12 protein-coding genes are annotated in these 15881 nt (G+C 68.0%); 6 read left to right on the top strand and 6 right to left on the bottom strand.

Annotated elements, in window-relative coordinates; translation table 11 throughout:
* Nucleotide 1: 1 nt before the first annotated feature.
* The 3 genes from narJ to J2T23_RS15455 are packed head-to-tail and all read right to left on the bottom strand — an operon-like array spanning nt 2 to nt 6068.
* On the bottom strand, nt 2-652 hold the full coding sequence (gene narJ, locus J2T23_RS15465; protein WP_246839640.1) for a nitrate reductase molybdenum cofactor assembly chaperone: 651 nt from the start codon (nt 650-652) through the stop codon (nt 2-4).
* Complete coding sequence (gene narH / locus J2T23_RS15460) at nt 649-2358, bottom strand: nitrate reductase subunit beta (RefSeq protein ID WP_307361367.1); 1710 nt, start codon at nt 2356-2358, stop codon at nt 649-651. Before narH ends, narJ begins: the two co-directional genes overlap by 4 nt.
* Nucleotides 2358-6068, bottom strand: a complete 3711-nt coding sequence (locus J2T23_RS15455; protein WP_307361364.1) for a nitrate reductase subunit alpha — start codon at nt 6066-6068, stop codon at nt 2358-2360. Before J2T23_RS15455 ends, narH begins: the two co-directional genes overlap by 1 nt.
* A gap of 104 nt (nt 6069-6172) precedes the next feature.
* Between J2T23_RS15455 and J2T23_RS15450 the strand changes: the two genes are divergently transcribed.
* A complete protein-coding gene (locus J2T23_RS15450; RefSeq protein ID WP_307361361.1) occupies nt 6173-6829 on the top strand; it encodes an NAD(P)-dependent oxidoreductase in 657 nt (218 codons plus the stop codon).
* A 21-nt stretch (nt 6830-6850) separates the two neighbouring features.
* Nucleotides 6851-8422 (top strand): Na+/H+ antiporter, encoded by a 1572-nt coding sequence (locus J2T23_RS15445; protein ID WP_307361358.1) that lies wholly within the window; start codon nt 6851-6853, stop codon nt 8420-8422.
* 7 nt (nt 8423-8429) lie between these two features.
* Here J2T23_RS15445 and J2T23_RS15440 read toward each other — a convergent pair whose 3' ends face one another.
* The gene (locus J2T23_RS15440) at nt 8430-9641 is read right to left on the bottom strand and encodes an ROK family protein (protein ID WP_307361355.1); all 1212 of its coding nucleotides are present in this window, start codon (nt 9639-9641) and stop codon (nt 8430-8432) included.
* A 96-nt stretch (nt 9642-9737) separates the two neighbouring features.
* Between J2T23_RS15440 and J2T23_RS15435 the strand changes: the two genes are divergently transcribed.
* The 4 genes from J2T23_RS15435 to J2T23_RS15420 all read left to right on the top strand — a co-directional run bounded on the left by J2T23_RS15435 (nt 9738) and on the right by J2T23_RS15420 (nt 13788).
* A complete protein-coding gene (locus J2T23_RS15435) occupies nt 9738-11453 on the top strand; it encodes a glycoside hydrolase family 13 protein (protein WP_307361352.1) in 1716 nt (571 codons plus the stop codon).
* A complete protein-coding gene (locus J2T23_RS15430; protein ID WP_307361486.1) occupies nt 11453-12394 on the top strand; it encodes an aldo/keto reductase in 942 nt (313 codons plus the stop codon). Before J2T23_RS15435 ends, J2T23_RS15430 begins: the two co-directional genes overlap by 1 nt.
* Nucleotides 12395-12550: 156 nt before the next feature.
* Nucleotides 12551-13414: an HpcH/HpaI aldolase/citrate lyase family protein gene (locus tag J2T23_RS15425; protein ID WP_141159722.1), complete on the top strand. Its 864-nt coding sequence runs from the start codon at nt 12551-12553 to the stop codon at nt 13412-13414.
* Nucleotides 13415-13563: 149 nt separating this feature from the next.
* Nucleotides 13564-13788 carry a DUF3188 domain-containing protein gene (locus tag J2T23_RS15420; RefSeq protein WP_141159723.1) on the top strand — a complete coding sequence of 75 codons (225 nt, stop codon included), beginning with the start codon at nt 13564-13566 and terminating at the stop codon, nt 13786-13788.
* Here the strand turns inward: J2T23_RS15420 and J2T23_RS15415 are convergent.
* On the bottom strand, nt 13778-15454 hold the full coding sequence (locus J2T23_RS15415) for a SulP family inorganic anion transporter (protein ID WP_307361349.1): 1677 nt from the start codon (nt 15452-15454) through the stop codon (nt 13778-13780). The genes J2T23_RS15420 and J2T23_RS15415 overlap by 11 nt on opposite strands.
* Nucleotides 15451-15831: an ArsR/SmtB family transcription factor gene (locus J2T23_RS15410; RefSeq protein WP_141159725.1), complete on the bottom strand. Its 381-nt coding sequence runs from the start codon at nt 15829-15831 to the stop codon at nt 15451-15453. Before J2T23_RS15410 ends, J2T23_RS15415 begins: the two co-directional genes overlap by 4 nt.
* Between the last annotated feature and the right edge of the window lie 50 nt (nt 15832-15881).

Raw genomic sequence — 15881 nt, 5'->3', positions numbered from 1 at the left:
GTCAGGACCTCCTGACGGGGAGCAGCCGCGGGTCGTAGGGATCCAGTCCCACGCTTTCGGTCGGCGGACCGTATCCGGCCATGCGCATCACTTCCTGCTCGTCCTGGGGTGACTTTCCCGGCAGCGTGGCACAGATGGCCGCCAGGATCCGGGCGTGAGGCAGGTTGTCCCGCAGCAGCCCGAGCCGGAGCATCTCAAGGCTGGCCCGGTAGCGCTGCAGCAGGTCGCGGCCGGCGGCTCCATCCACCCTGGCGGCGAACTCGAGCACCATCGGCAGGTAGTCCGGGAGCTCCCCGTCCAGGTCCACCAGGACACCGCTGTGCCGGTAGGCCTCCTTGAAGTAGCCCAGTACTTCGCCGCGGCGCCGGGTGTCCCCGTCCGTCCAGTAGCTCAGGTGCAGGGCGTGCCGCCTGCCGAGATCGAATTCGCGGACGTACTGGGCCTGCAGGTCCATGGGCGGGGTCGCTTCCAGGAGGTCCAGCACGGGCGCGAACCCGGGCAGTGCGCCGGGGAATTCGGACAGCGCCGCCCGGACCAGGGGGACCCGCTCCACCAGTTCCCCATCCGGATAGGACAGGCACCAGGCTGCGGCAAGGTATACCACCTGGTCGCGGCGGTTCCCGGTCGACCGGTCCATGTTTGCCCGCTTCATGACCCGTCCTCGGCGCCGGCCAGGGTGTCCGGCGCCGGGCCCCTGTCCGGGGCGGGCTTGTCCGGGAAGAGTCCGGACGGGGCGCCCCGGCCGTCCCAGTTCAGCAGGTTCACCCGCCCGCGCAGGCCCGTCCCCTCGGCGATGGTGTCCGAGCTCTGCCGGTCCCGCAAGGCGTTGAACGTGTCCACTGCCACCGGGACGGGCCGCCCGCTCGCCTCGCCAAACGGGGCCGAGTCCTGCATGCCCGGCCCGCCGTCGAAATCCAGCGAGCAGCCCAACTCCTCCAGGTCGTGCGCCTGCTCAAGGTGCGCCGTGGGAATGACATAGCGTTCGCTGTACTTGGCGATGGCCATCAGCCGGTACATGTCATACATGCTTTGCCCGTCCATGCCCACGGACTCCGGGATGGCCTCGTCCGGGTCCCCACCCATGCTGATGCCGCGCATGAAGGACCGCATGGCCGCGAGCTTCCGCAGCACGGCCGTAACCCGCTCCGTATCCCCGGCAGTGAAGAGCTCGGCGAGGTACTCCACCGGGATCCGCAGGGCGTCGATGGCGCCGAACAGGTTGCCGGGATCCTCGCCGTCGTGCCCCTGGTCGCGGAGGAGGTCCACCACGGGGGAGAGTGGCGGGACGTACCAGACCATGGGCATGGTGCGGTACTCCGGATGCAGGGGCAAGGCCACCTTGTACACCTTGGCCAGGGCGTAGACGGGGGACCGGCGGGCGGCGTCCAGCCAGTCCTCGGGGATGCCCTGTGCGCGGGCCCCCGCCTGGACGCGGGGATCGTGGGGGTCCAGCAACACGTCCATCTGGGCGTCGTAGAGGTCCCTCGGATCGGTGACCGACGCTGCCGCGGTGACAGCATCGGCGTCGTACAAAAACAGTCCCAGGTAGCGCAGCCGGCCCACGCACGTCTCGGAGCACACGGTGGGCAGGCCGACCTCCACCCGGGGGTAGCAGAACGTGCATTTCTCGGCCTTGCCGGTCTTGTGGTTGAAATAGATCTTCTTGTATGGGCAGCCCGTGACGCACTGGCGCCAGCCGCGGCACCGGTCCTGGTCCACCAGCACAATCCCGTCCTCCACCCGCTTGTAGATAGCACCCGAGGGGCAAGACGCCATGCAGGAGGGGTTGAGGCAGTGCTCGCAGATCCGGGGGAGATAGAACATGAAGGTCTGCTCGTAGGCGAACTTGATCTTGTCCTCGGACTCACGCCGGATCTTCGCCACGATCGGGTCCAGGTTCCCGTGCTCGGTGGCGCCGCCCAGATCATCATCCCAGTTGGCGGACCAGGTGATCTTGGTGTCTTTGCCGGTGATCAGGGACTTCGGCCGGGCCACGGGGAAGTCGTCGCCCAGCGGAGCGTCCACCAGGGTCTTGTAGTCGTAGGTCCACGGCTCGTAGTAGTCCCTCAGCTCGGGCTGGACGGGGCTGGCGAAGATGCCGATGAGCTTCTTCACCCTGCCGCCGGCCTTCAGCGTCAGCTTGCCGCGCCGGTTCAGGGTCCAGCCGCCGTACCAGCGCTCCTGGTCCTCATACCGGCGCGGATAGCCCTGCCCGGGCCGGGTCTCCACATTGTTGAACCACACGTATTCCATGCCGGCACGGTTGGTCCACGCCTGCTTGCAGGTCACCGAGCACGTGTGGCAGCCGATGCATTTGTCCAGGTTCATCACCATGCCCATCTGGGCCATCACCCTCATCAGTACTGCACCTCCTGCGAGCGGCGGCGCACCGTGGCCACCATGTCGCGCTGGTTCCCGGTGGGGCCAAGATAGTTGAACGCGTAGGCCAGCTGCGCGTAGCCGCCGGCCAGGTGCGAGGGTTTCACCAGCAGCCGGGTCACCGAATTGTGGATTCCGCCGCGGCGCCCGGTCGCTTCCGATTTCGGGACGTCGATGGTGCGCTCCTGGGCGTGGTGGACATAGACCACGCCGGCCGGCATTCGGTGGCTGACGATCGCGCGGGCCACCAGCACGCCGTTGACGTTGGTGCACTCCACCCAGTCGTTGTCCCGGACCTTGATGGCGTCGGCGTCGGCGGGGCTCATCCAGACCGTTGGGCCGCCGCGGGACAGGGAGAGCATCAGCAGGTTGTCCTGGTATTCGGAGTGGATGGACCACTTGGAATGCGGCGTCAGGTACCGGACCGTCACCTCCATGGCCCCGTCGGAGCCGAGCCGGGGTTCGCCGAACAGCCGGTGCATGTCCAGCGGAGGCCGGTAGATGGGAAGGGCTTCACCGATGTCGATCATCCAGTCGTGGTCCAGGAAGAAATGCATCCTGCCGGTGAGGGTGTGGAAGGGTTTGAGCCGTTCGATGTTGATGGTAAACGGGGCGTACCGCCGGCCTCCGGTCTCCGAGCCCGACCACTCGGGGGACGTGATCACCGGGACCGGTCCAGCCTGGGTCTGGGCGAAGGTGATGAACTTTTCCTCGGAACCCTCCGCGAGGTCCGCCAGTTTCTGTCCGGTGCGGACCTCGAGGTCCTTGAAGCCCTGGACGGACAGGGCGCCGTTGGTGGTGCCGGAGAATGCCAGGATTGCCTCTGCCATCTTCGCATCGGTGTCCATGGCCGGCTGGCCGTCCGCAGCCCCGCCGAGCATCACTCCGTTGGCGTGGCTGAGCCGGGCCAGCGGTCCGGCCATTTTGTACGTGACGTTCTTGACGGTGAAGCCCAGCTTGCCGGCCAGCGGTCCGACGGCGGCGAGCTTGTCCGCGATGGCCGTGTAGTCCCGCTCCACCACGGAGAAGACGGGCATGTTTTGCCCAGGCTCGGCAGGGATGTCCGGGTCCCGCCAGTCACGGACCCGGCCGCCGGGCTGGGCGAGCTGGCCCGGGGTGTCGTGCTGCAGCGGGATGCTCACGAGGTCGCGGCGGATGCCCAGGTGGGTCTTGGCCTGCCGGGAGAATTCCCGGGCCAGCAGGTGGAAGGTGTCGAAGTCCGTTTTGGTTTCCCAAGGGGGATCGATCGCGGGGCTGAAGGCGTGCACGAAGGGGTGCATGTCCGTGGAGGAAAGGTCATGCTTTTCGTACCAGGTGGCGGCCGGGAACACGACGTCGGACAGCAGCGTGGTGGACGTCATCCGGAAGTCGGCGGAGACCAGGAGGTCCAGCTTTCCCTCCGGGGCTTGCCTGTGCCAGGCCACGTCCCGGGGTTTGAGTTCCTCCGCGCTGTCCCCGCCCAGGACGTTGTTGTGGGTTCCCAGCAGGTTGCGGAGGAAATACTCGTTGCCCTTGGCCGAGGAGCCGAACAGGTTGGACCGCCACAGCACCAGGGTCCGCGGCCAGTTGGCCGGGGCATCCACATCCTCGATGGCAGGGTTGAGGGAGCGGTTCTTCAACGATTCGGCGATGTAGGCGGGTGTGTCCGCGGCTGTCCCGGCGGCGACGGCGGCCTCCGCCTCGTCCGCCACGTCCAGGGGATTGCGGTCGAACTGCGGGTAGAACGGCATCCAGCCCAACCGGGCGGACTGGGCGATGGCGTCCGCCGTGTGCATGCCGTCCAGCTTGCCGGTGGACAGGGGTGACTTGAGGGCGTCGGCGGAATATCCGTCCTGCCGCCACTGGTCCGTGTGCATGTACCAGTAGCTGGTGCCCGTCATGGTCCGCGGCGGCCGTGACCAGTCCAGGGCGTTGGCCAGTGACACCCAGCCGGTGATGGGCCGGGTCTTTTCCTGGCCCACGTAATGCGCCCAGCCGCCGCCGTTGCGGCCCATGCAGCCGGTGAGCATCACCAGTGCCAGCACCGCCCGGTAGGTGGTGTCGCCGTGGAACCATTGGCAGATGCCTGCCCCCATGATGATCATGGAGCGGCCCCTGGACTGCTCGGCGTTGCGGGCGAACTCGCGTGCCACCCGGATGCAGGCCTGTGCGGGGACGCTGGTGATCTCCTCCTGCCAGGCCGGCGTGTACGGGGTGGCGGCGTCGTCGTAGCCGGCCGCCCACTCGCCGGGCAGGCCGTCCCGGCCCACGCCGTATTGGGCCAGCATCAGGTCGAACACGGTGGTTACCAGATGGCCGCCCACCTCCATTACCGGGACGCCCCTGCGCAGGATGCTGCCTTCGCCACCGGCGTCCTCGAAGCAGGGGAGCAGGATTTCGGCGTTTTCCCCGGATACTTCACGGAGGGACAACGCAGGTTCGATGCCCTCGAGGTCCAGGTTCCACTTGCCTTCCCCGCTGCCGGAATAGCGGAACCCCATCGACCCGTTGGGGACGGCGGGGCGGCCGGCGGTCCGGTCGAACAGGACGGTGCGGAACGCCGCATCCTCAGCCCCGGACTCGCCGGGGACGTCAAGGGCGGTGAGGAATTTCGACGGCGTCAGGGCGCCGCCGTCGTTCCTTTCCAGCCTTACCAGGAAGGGCAGGTCCGTGTACTGCTTCACGTAGTCGGTGAAGAACGGCACGTCCCTGTCCACGAAGAATTCCTTGAGCAGCACGTGCCCCATGGCCATGGCCAGGGCGGCGTCCGTTCCTGCCTGCGCCGGCAGCCATTCGTCGGCGAACTTCGTGTTGTCCGCATAGTCGGGGCTGACGGTGACCACCTTGGTGCCGCGGTACCGGACCTCTGTCATCCAGTGCGCGTCAGGCGTCCGGGTCACCGGAACGTTGGAGCCCCACATCACGAGGTACCGGGCATCCCACCAGTCCCCGGATTCGGGAACGTCGGTCTGGTCACCGAACACCTGCGGGCTGGCGACGGGCAGATCGGCGTACCAGTCGTAGAAGGAGGTCATCACCCCGCCGATGAGCTGGATGAAGCGTGTCCCCACCGCGTGGGACACCATGGACATGGCCGGGATGGGCGAAAAACCGGCGCACCGGTCAGGGCCATACGTCTTGATGGTGTTGACGTGCCCTGCGGCGGCGATCTCGATGGCTTCCTGCCACGACACCCGCACCAGTCCGCCCTTGCCGCGGGCCTGCTGGTAGCGGCGGCGTTTCTCCGGGTCCGCTGCGATCTCCGCGAACGCGAGGACCGGGTCGCCCAGGCGCGCCTTGGCCTCCCGGTACATCTCCACCAGGACGCCCCGGGCGTACGGAAACCGCACCCGGGTGGGGGAGTAGGTATACCAGGAAAAGGCCGCCCCGCGGGGGCAGCCTCTTGGTTCGTATTCGGGACTGTCGGGGCCCACCGACGGGTAATCGGTCTGCTGGGATTCCCAGGTGATGATGCCGTCCTTGACGTACACCTTCCAGGAACAGGAGCCGGTGCAGTTCACCCCGTGGGTGGAGCGGACCACCTTGTCGTGGCTCCAGCGGTCCCGGTAGAAGATGTCACCTTTGCGGCCGCCCTCCCTGAACACCGCCCTGCCGTCGTCCGTCTGGTCCCACCTCGTGAAGAAACGGCCCAGCTTCAACATTGCTTCTGATGCGGGTCCATCTAACCCCGCATGGGGTCCGGCAGCCATGCCCCCAAGCTAGGTGGGGGCCGGAAAGCCCGAACAGGGCCCAAAGGCCCTGTTCAGGGGCAAATGGCTTCTGCAGTTATCCACGATGCGGGCAGAATGGGTGCATGACACGCATCGCCATCATCGGCGGCCACGGAAAAGTGGCCCTCCTCCTGTCCGCACTCCTCACCGGCGAGGGCCACTCCGTCACCTCGTTCATCCGCAACCCGGACCACGCAGCCGACGTCACCGGCACCGGCGCCACGCCGCTGGTCCTCGACGTGGAGAATTCGACGACGGCGGCCATCGCCGACGCCTTGGCCGGGCACGACGCCGTGGTCTGGTCCGCCGGCGCCGGCGGGGGCAACCCGGAGCGCACCTACGCGGTGGACCGGGATGCTGCCATCCGTTCGATGGACGCAGCGGCCCAGGCCGGCGTGGACCGGTACGTCATGGTTTCCTACTTTGGTGCCGGCAAGGACCACGGGGTGCCCGAGGACAACAGCTTCTTCGCGTATGCCGAGGCCAAGGCGGCCGCGGACGAGTACCTGCGCGGCACCAGCCTAGACTGGACCATCCTGGGCCCGGGCGCCCTGACGGACAAGCCCGGAACGGGACTGATCGACGTCGACCCCTCACCCGTTGGGGGCCGGGATACCTCCCGCGCCAACACGGCCATCGTGGCGGCCGCCGTCCTGGACCTGCCCCAAACCGCCGGCCGGACCATCGAATTCCGTGATGGCACCCTGCCCGTCGCGGCTGCACTGGAACCGCGCGCGTAGCCGGCTGCGGGGACCGGGCTTATGGACCAGCTCGCACTCATTGTCGGACTGCTGCTGGCCACCGTGGTGGCCGTTGGCCTGGGGGACAGGCTCCGGTTGCCATACCCGGTCCTGATGCTGCTCCTGGCGGCTGCGCTGACGTTCATTCCGGGCTTCCCCGACCTGGAAATCGAACCCGGGCTGATCCTGCCCATCTTCCTGCCGCCGCTGCTGTTCGCCACCGCCCAGCGGAGTTCCTGGGCGGTGTTCCGCGTCCGGTGGCGGACCCTGATCATGCTGGCCGTGGCGCTGGTGGTGATCAGTACCGCCGTGGTGGCCGGCGCAGCGTGGCTGATGGTTCCCGGCATCGGAGTACCCGCCGCCATCGCGCTCGGCGCCATGGTGGCGCCCCCGGATCCGGTGGCGGTGGACTCGGTGGCGGGCCGCGTGCACATGCCCCGCCGCCTCATCTCCGTCCTCCAAAGCGAGGGGCTCTTCAACGACGCTGCCGCCATCGTCATCTTCCAGGCGGCCGTGGCCGCCGCCGTGGGAGGCACCAAGGTAGGGCCCGACGTCGTCCTCCAGTTCCTGCTGGGCGCCGCGCTCGCCGTCCTGGTGGGCGTGGCCATGGGCTGGCTGATCGCGTTGGTCACCCGGCTGGTCACTTCCATGGTGGCCCGCAGCGCGGTGACGTTGGTGGTCCCCTTCGCCGCCTACATCCTGGCCGAGGAGGTGCACGCCTCCGGGGTTATCGCCGTGGTGGTCACCGCCCTCGAAATGCAGCGCCACGCCCGCCCCCAGGACGCGGCGGAGCGCGTCACCCGCAATGCCTTCTGGGATGTGGTGGAGCTGCTGGTGACCGGTCTCGCATTCGGCCTGGTGGGCCTGGAGATCCGCCGTGTCATCCGCGATGAAGGAAGCGGGATCTTCGGCATGATCGGGGTGTCCGCGCTGGTCTGCGTGCTGGTTTTCGCGGTCCGGTTCCTGTGGATGGGCGTCCTGGCGCTGGGCGCCCGGAAGCGGAAGAACCTCCTCCAGCCAACGTCCCTGAAGGAGGTCCTGATCCTCACCTGGTGCGGCATGCGGGGCCTGGCCACCCTGGCGCTGGCCCTGGCACTGCCGCTGACCCTGGCGGACGGCACGCCGTTCCCGGGCCGGGACTACCTCCTGGTCATTGCCTGCGCGGTGCTGCTTGCCACGCTGGTCCTTCCGGGCTTGACCCTGCCCTGGCTGATGCGTGTCCTGAAGGCCTCCGAGGATGGAACAGCGGAACGCGACGCTGTCCGGCTGCTTGCCGCCCGCGCCCAGGCGGCCGCCGTTGCCGCCCTGAAGCAGCATGACCTGATGACGGACCTGCCGCCGGAAAAGGTGACGCTGGTCAAGGAACGGATGCAGCGCCTGCGCGCAGAACTGACGGACGGCAGCCTGCGGAACGAACCATTGGCGGAAAAGCGCCGGCGCGGACGGGAGCTTGCCATCGCGGTTCAGACCATCGCGCTCGACGCCGCCCGGCAGGAAGTGGTGGCAGCCCGCAACGAGCCGGACATGGACCCCGAGGTGGCCGACCGGGTGCTCAGGCAGCTGGACCTGCGCACCATGGTCATGCCGGAGTAGGAACCCCTTAGGCCGGAGCGGCGCGCCCTGCGAGCACCAGGTCCAGTGAGTTCTTCTCCACGTAGTCCAGGGCGCAGCGCACCGCGCCCACGGTGACAATGGCATCGCCCAGCGGGGATGCCGCCACCCGTGCGGGGGTGGCTGTGTACCCGGCAAGGCGCTCACTGATCGGGGCCAGGAGCACGTGGGCGGAATCCGCAACGCCGCCGCCAAGCACCACCAGTTCCGGATTGAGCATGGTGGCCACGGTGCCCACCACCCGTGCCATCCTGTCCGCGAGCCGGTCAAGGATGTCCAGCGCCACGGCGTCGCCCTGGCCGGCGGCGGCGAAGACCTGTTCGGCCTCCACCCGTCCGGGCTGGAATGCCCGGAGGGCGGTGGGGGCGGCGGTGTCCAGGGTTTCCGCGGCCCAGGTTCGCGCCAGGTGGGCGATGCCGTAGGTGTCGCCCACGCCTTCCACCAGGTTCAGGTAGGCGAGTTCGCCGGCACTCCCACGGGTGCCGTGGACCAGCCGTCCACCCTCCACGATGCCCGAACCCAGCCGCTCACTGGCCAGGATCACCACGACGTCGTCGACGCCGGCAGCCGCTCCCTGCCACCGGTCGCCGAGGGCGGCGAGGTTCGCGTCGTTCTCCAGCAGGACGGTCCACCCGCGGGCTGCCTTGAGCGCGGGCCGCAGCCCCAGGTCGAACAGTCCCCAGAACTCCTGCGTGGCCACCACCTCGCCGTGCCGGTCCACGGGCGCGGCAACCCCGGCACAGGCGGCCAGCACCCGTTCCGGTTCCGTTCCGGCCGAGCGCAGGGCGGCCATGGCAACGCCGTCAATGAAGGCGATCCGTTCCTGCGAACCCACCTCCCCGGCCTGGAAGGGGCGGCTGGACCGTCCCAGGGTGGTGCCGCGCAGGTCGGACACCACCACGGTGACCTTGGAATACCCGATGTCCATGCCCAGAACCACGCCGGCCCGCTCGTTGAGTTCGAAACGCCGGGCGGGGCGGCCCTTCAGGTATCCGCCGAATTCACGCTGGTTCTCCAGCTCCAGGATCCAGCCCCGCCGGACCAGGTCTTCGCAGACGGCGATGGTGGTTGCCCGTGTCAGCCCGGTGGCGGCCATGACGTCGGTGACCGTCACGGCCTCCGAGGCGCGCATGAACTCCAGGACCGCGCCGGCACTGACGCGGCGCAGCAGCTGGGGGGTGGCCGGAACCGGTTCAGGCATGCTGTTGACCTTCCTGTCCAAAGCATCCGATAATACTTGAGGAAGTAAATTTAGATTCAATATAAATATAGCCGCACTGAAGAAAAGGGTCAGTCCTTGTCCACCACTGCCACTCTGGCAACCCTGTCCGACTCTGACCGTCTGGCCGATCCCAACTGGTGGCGCCAGGCCTCCGTCTACCAGATCTACCCCCGCAGCTTCGCCGATTCGAACGGCGACGGCATCGGCGACCTGAAGGGCATCACCGCCAAGGTCCCCTACCTGAAGACGCTGGGGATCGATGCCGTATGGCTCAGCCCGTTCTACCCCTCGGCGCTCGCCGACGGCGGCTACGATGTTGATGACTACCGCGACGTGGACCCCAAGCTGGGCACCCTGGCCGACTTCGATGAAATGGCCAAGGCGCTGCACGAAGCCGGCATCAAGCTGATAGCGGATATCGTCCCCAACCACTCCTCCAACCGCCACAAGTGGTTCCAGGAGGCCCTCGCTGCGCCCAAGGGTTCCCCGGCCCGCGACCGCTACATCTTCCGTGACGGCAAGGGCCCCAACGGCGAGTTTCCGCCGTCGGACTGGGACTCCGTGTTCGGCGGACCGGCCTGGGAGCGCATCACCGAACCGGACGGCACCCTGGGCCAGTGGTACATGCACATCTTTGCCAAGGAGCAGCCGGACCTGAACTGGTCCAACCGCGAAATCCGTGACGACTTCCTCAAGACCCTGCGCTTCTGGTCCGACCGTGGCGTGGACGGCTTCCGCGTCGACGTGGCTCACGCCCTCACCAAGGACCTCACCGAGCCGCTCCTGTCCAAACTGGAACTCAGCGCCGCCAATACCGGCGTGGACGGATTCGACGACGGCTCGCACCCGTTCTGGGACCGGGACGAAGTGCACGAGATCTACGCCGAATGGCGCGAAGTGTTCAACGAGTACAACCCGCCGCGCACCGCCGTCGCCGAAGCCTGGGTGCACGCCACCCGCCGCGCCCGCTACGCCAGCCCCCAGGGCCTGGGCCAGGCGTTCAACTTCGACCTCCTGCAGGCCGACTTCGACGCCGCCGAATACAAGGAAATCATCACCCGCAACCTCGCCGAGGCCGCTGCCACCGGTGCCTCCTCCACCTGGGTGTTCTCCAACCACGACGTCGTCCGGCATGCCACCCGCTACGGCCTGCCCCAGGTTGCCAAGGAAAAAGCCGGTGCCAAGGGCCAGGACGGCAAGGACTGGCTGCTCGCCGGCGGCCCCAAGGACCAGCTGGACGTCGAACTGGGTGAACGCCGTGCACGCGCCGCCACCTTGCTGATGCTGGCTGTCCCCGGATCCGCGTACCTGTACCAGGGTGAGGAACTGGGCCTGCAGGAAGTGGCCGAGATTCCCGAATCGGAGCGCCAGGACCCGTCCTTCTTCCGCAACAAGGGCGTGGAAATCGGCCGTGACGGGTGCCGTGTCCCGCTGCCGTGGAAGGTTGAGGGCACGTCCTTCGGCTTCGGCGACGGCGGGTCCCACCTGCCGCAGCCGGACTGGTTCAGCAAGTATGCCGTCGAGGCCCAGGACGGGACGGAGGGCTCCACGCTGGAGCTCTACCGCAAGGCACTGAAGCTGCGCCGCGAACTGCTGACCGACGAGGACCTCGAGTGGGTGGAAAACGCCAACCCGGACGTCCTGCACTTCAAGCGCCCCAACGGGTGGCAGTCCGTGACCAACTTCGGGAACACCGCCGTCGACCTTCCCGCCGGCACGGTCCTGGTCAGCAGCGGCCCGCTGGAGGACGGCAGGCTGCCGGGCAACACCACCGCATGGCTGCGGGCCTGATGCAGGAAATCATTTACGGATGCATGGGGCTGGGCGGCAGCTGGTCTGACGAGCCACATGGAGTTGACCATGTGGAGCAAGCCGACGCTGCCGTCCAGGCCGCCGTGGACGCGGGCATCACCCTGTTCGACCATGCTGACATCTACCGGAACGGCAAGTCAGAGTCCGTGTTCGGTGAGGTCCTGGCCGCCACTCCGGGCCTCCGCGACCGGATCCGGCTGCAGACCAAGTGCGGCATCCGGCTGAGCGAGCGGGGCTTGCAAACCCACTACGACCTGAGCCGGGAGGCGATCCTGGAGCGGGTCAACGGCAGCCTTGAACGGCTCCGGAGCGACTACGTGGACGTCCTCCTGCTGCACCGCCCGGACCCGCTGGCAGACCCGGCGGAGGTGGCGGCCGCCGTCGGCCAGCTCATGTCCGAGGGCAAGGTCCGGCAGCTGGGTGTGTCCAACATGTCCGCTGCGCAGATCGAGGTGCTGCAGGACCGGCTGGAAACTCCCGTGGTGGCCAACCAGCTGGAGATGAGCCTGCTGAAGCGGGCGTGGCTGGAAAGCCAGGTCCTGGTCAACCATCCGGAACACCTGGACTACAGCTTTCCGCACGGCACGCTGGAATACTGCACCCGCAACAACGTCACCCTGCAGGCGTACGGATCGCTGGCGCGCGGCATCTACACCGGCGCTGAACCGGAAAGCCCCACGTCGGCCGAGGCCGCCACCGCGGAACTCGTCGCAGAATTGGCGGGGACCTACGGCACATCCGGCGAGGCCATCCTCCTGGGCTGGCTGATGAAGCATCCGGCCGGCATCGCGCCGGTCATCGGCACGGTTAATCCGGACCGGATCCGGGCCTCCGCGGACGCCGCCCGCGTGGCCCATGCCCTCACCCGCGCAGACTGGTACCGGCTCTGGGTCACCGCACGGGGCAGCAACATCCCCTGACCGTTCCGCAGCCGGTGGCGGCGGGCGCCGTGATGCATGGTCATCAGGGCGCCCGCCGCTTCTGTATCCGGTCACAACGCGTTTAGTTCGTATTGATCCTCACAAGCGGGCCGTTTTCTTCGCCGTGCCGCTTGCAGGCCGGATACTGTAGAAAGCATGACGTCTACCATCGCCGCCGAAACCGTTAGGCCGGAACGGAATATCCCCGCCGAGATCGCACGCTCCTGGCTGCTGGTCAATGCCATGAAGCCCGAGCTCTTCGACCAGTCGGCCGTGTCGCGGGCTGATTCGATCATCCTGGATATTGAAGATGCCGTAGACCCGTCGCAGAAGGACCAGGCCCGGAACAACGTCATCGACTGGCTGACCGGAGGCGGCAAGGCCTGGGTCCGGATCAACGACGCCACCAGCCCGTTCTGGGCCGACGACCTCGCCGGCCTGCGCGGTACCCCGGGGCTGCTCGGCGTCATGCTCGCCAAGACCGAATCCGCGGACCAGGTCACCGAGAGCTACCACCGCATGGACGGCAAGACCCCCGTCATCCCGCTGGTGGAATCCGCGCTCGGCATCGAGGAAGCCAACCACATCGCCAAGGCCCAGGGCGCGTTCCGCCTGGCGTTCGGCTCCGGTGACTTCCGCCGCGACACGGGCATGGCCGCCACCCCCGAGGCCATGGCGTACCCGCGGGCCAAGCTCGTCGTCGCCAGCCGCGTGGGCAACCTGCCCGGCCCCATCGACGGTCCCACCGTGGGCACCAACCACCCCATCCTGCGCGAGCAGACCGGCATCACGGTGATGATGGGCATGACCGGCAAGCTGTGCCTGGCCATCGACCAAACCCCCGTGATCAACGAGGTCATCAGCCCCACGCCGTCGGACGTTGCCTGGGCCACCGACTTCATGAACGACTTCGAAGCCAACGGCCGCGTCATCCGTGACGGTTCCGACCTGCCCCGCCTGGGCCGCGCCGAGAAGATCATGAAGCTCGCGGTAGCCTTTGGGGTGCAGCCCGCGCTGTAGCGCCACCACTACTTCAGGAGACCCCGTGACCGATACCCGCTATCTGGTCCACGGGGTCTTTTGGGATGGTCCGCCTGTGGCAAGCCCGGCGGCCGACGGCGGAGCCCCTGTCCGCCGGGGGCGTCCCGGGGACTCGGTAGACTTGGACGGTGCTGAACGAATTTTGGGCCACCGCGCCCACCCGCTACAAAGTCCTGGTTTTCAGCGCGATGGGACTGATCGCCGTCGGGATCATCCTTAACCTCGTGGGCAACATCAACGGCAACCAGGCCCTGGCCATGGCATCCCTGCCCCTCATCGGGCTGGGCCTGGTCCTCCACGTCGTGGGCATCGTGGTCCGCGGCCAGGCGATCCGCAAGAACCTCAGGCGCTAGCTGCCGCCGCGTTCCGCAGGACGTGGCTGCGGGCGTGTTCCACGGCATCCGGCAGCTCCTCGAACAGGTGCTTGTGGTGCCGCAGGGAACGGATCACGCCCACGTTTGTCACCAGGTCAAGGTGGTCCGGCCGGACACCCTTGAGCAGGACGGTGATGCCGCGCAGCTCCAGTGCGGAAATGACCTCCACCAGGGCGTGGGCGCCGGTGGCGTCCAGCATCCGCAACTGGGACAGCCTGATGATGGCCACCTGCACATCCTTGACCTGGCTGATCTCCTGGAGGATGCGTTCGGCGGCGCCAAAGAACATCGCCCCATCAAGCCGGAAGAGCGCGATGTGGCCGTCCCCTTCCGCCGGTGGGCCCGGAATCTCCTCACGCTGGACACCGCTCAGGGAGGCAAAGGTCCGCAGGGCGAAGAGGGCCGCCGCGGCCAGTCCAATCTGGATGGCAACGATGAGGTCGAAGGCCACGGTGATGACGGCCGTGAGTACGAAAACGGCGGCATCTGCCCGGGTGGACCGGAGGATGGCGGTGACGGTGCGCCGCGAGACCATTCGCACGGCTGTGACCATCAGGACCCCGCCCAGTGCCGCCAGCGGGATGCGGCTGACGATTCCTGACGCCAGGTACGTGATGCCCAGCAGCACCACCGCGTGCACGGTAGCGGCCAGCCGGGTCCTGGCTCCGGACCGCACGTTCACCGCCGTCCGTGCAATCGCGCCGGTGGCTGGCATTCCGCCGAACAGGCCGGCCGCGATGGACGCCAGGCCTTGTCCCATCAGCTCGCGGTCGGGGCTGTAGGCGCCGGTAGGCCTGCCGTCCGGCCCTGCCATCCCGGCGGCCACCCGTGCCGAGAGCAGGGATTCAATGGCGGCCAGGACGGCGACGGCGACGGCGGGCATCGCCAGGCTGCCCAGGGCGGCCGGGTCCAGGGCCGGGAGGGCCGGCGCCGGCAGGGAATGCGGCAGCGGACCGATCCGCGGGACGTCCAGCTGCAGGAATTCGGCGGCGGCGGTTGCCAGGAGGACTGCGAGCAGGCTGGCCGGGATGGTGCGGAACAGCTTCTGCACCAGGACCATCACGACGGCGACTCCGGCCACCAGCGCGAGCGTGAACAGGACCGTCGGGGAGGCTGCGCCCGCTGCCGCCTCCACCGCGGCCAAAAGGGTATTGTGCCCCGGAGTTCCGGACGTGCCGGTGGCCAGCGGAACCTGCTGGAGGAAGATGATGGCGGCAATGCCCAGCGTAAAGCCCTCGACCACCGGCCACGGAATGAAGGCCACGGCCCGGCCCAGGCCACTGAATCCCAGGGCGCAGACCAGCAGCCCTGCCATCAGGGACAAGAGTGCGACGCTGCCGATGCCGTGGACCGCCACCACGGGGGCGAGTACCACCACCATGGCACCCGTGGGCCCGGATACCTGTACCGGGGACCCGCCCATGACGGCGGCCACCAGTCCGGCCACGATCGCCGTAATGAGCCCCGCCTCGGCGCCCACCCCGGAGCTGACACCGAACGCGAGGGCCAGCGGCAACGCCACAATGCCTACGGTGATCCCTGCCAGCAGGTCGGTGCGCCACGTGCCGGCAACTCCGGCATAGTCCTTCCGCGACGGGAGGAACCGGGTGATGCTCCTTGCGGCAGCGGCCGGGGTCGCGCTCACGAGGCTTGGCCGCCGGCCAGGTGGTCCGCCGGCAGCTGCCGTGCCAACCGGAGCTGTTCGTTGGAATCGGCCAGGCTGTCCAGGAGGAACGTCCGGGCGATGGCCAGCAGCTGCGATACGCCCGGGTGGGCGAGTTGGTACGTGACCGCGTTGGCGCTGCGTACGGAGGTCACGACTTTGTGTTTCCGCAGGGTGGCCAGGTGCTGGGAGAGGTGGGAGGCCTCCAGCCCGGTCTCTGCGAGGAGATAGCTCACGGGAGCAGACTCCTGCGGTGCTGCGGCCAGCAGCTCAAGGATCCGAATCCTCGCCGGGTGGGCCAGGCCCTTGAAGAGGTTCGCTTTGATCTCATAGAGAGGTGCTTGGGCGGAAGACAGCATCCGGGGTGGCGCTCCTGTGCGCGATGGCCGCCGGGTGGGCCCCGGACAGC

Origin of the sequence: Pseudarthrobacter niigatensis, assembly GCF_030812615.1 — a bacterium.
GTDB classification, from domain to species: Bacteria; Actinomycetota; Actinomycetes; order Actinomycetales; family Micrococcaceae; genus Arthrobacter; species Arthrobacter niigatensis.
Note: the sequence above shows the minus strand (reverse complement) of the source record. Positions and strands in the feature narration are given on the sequence as shown.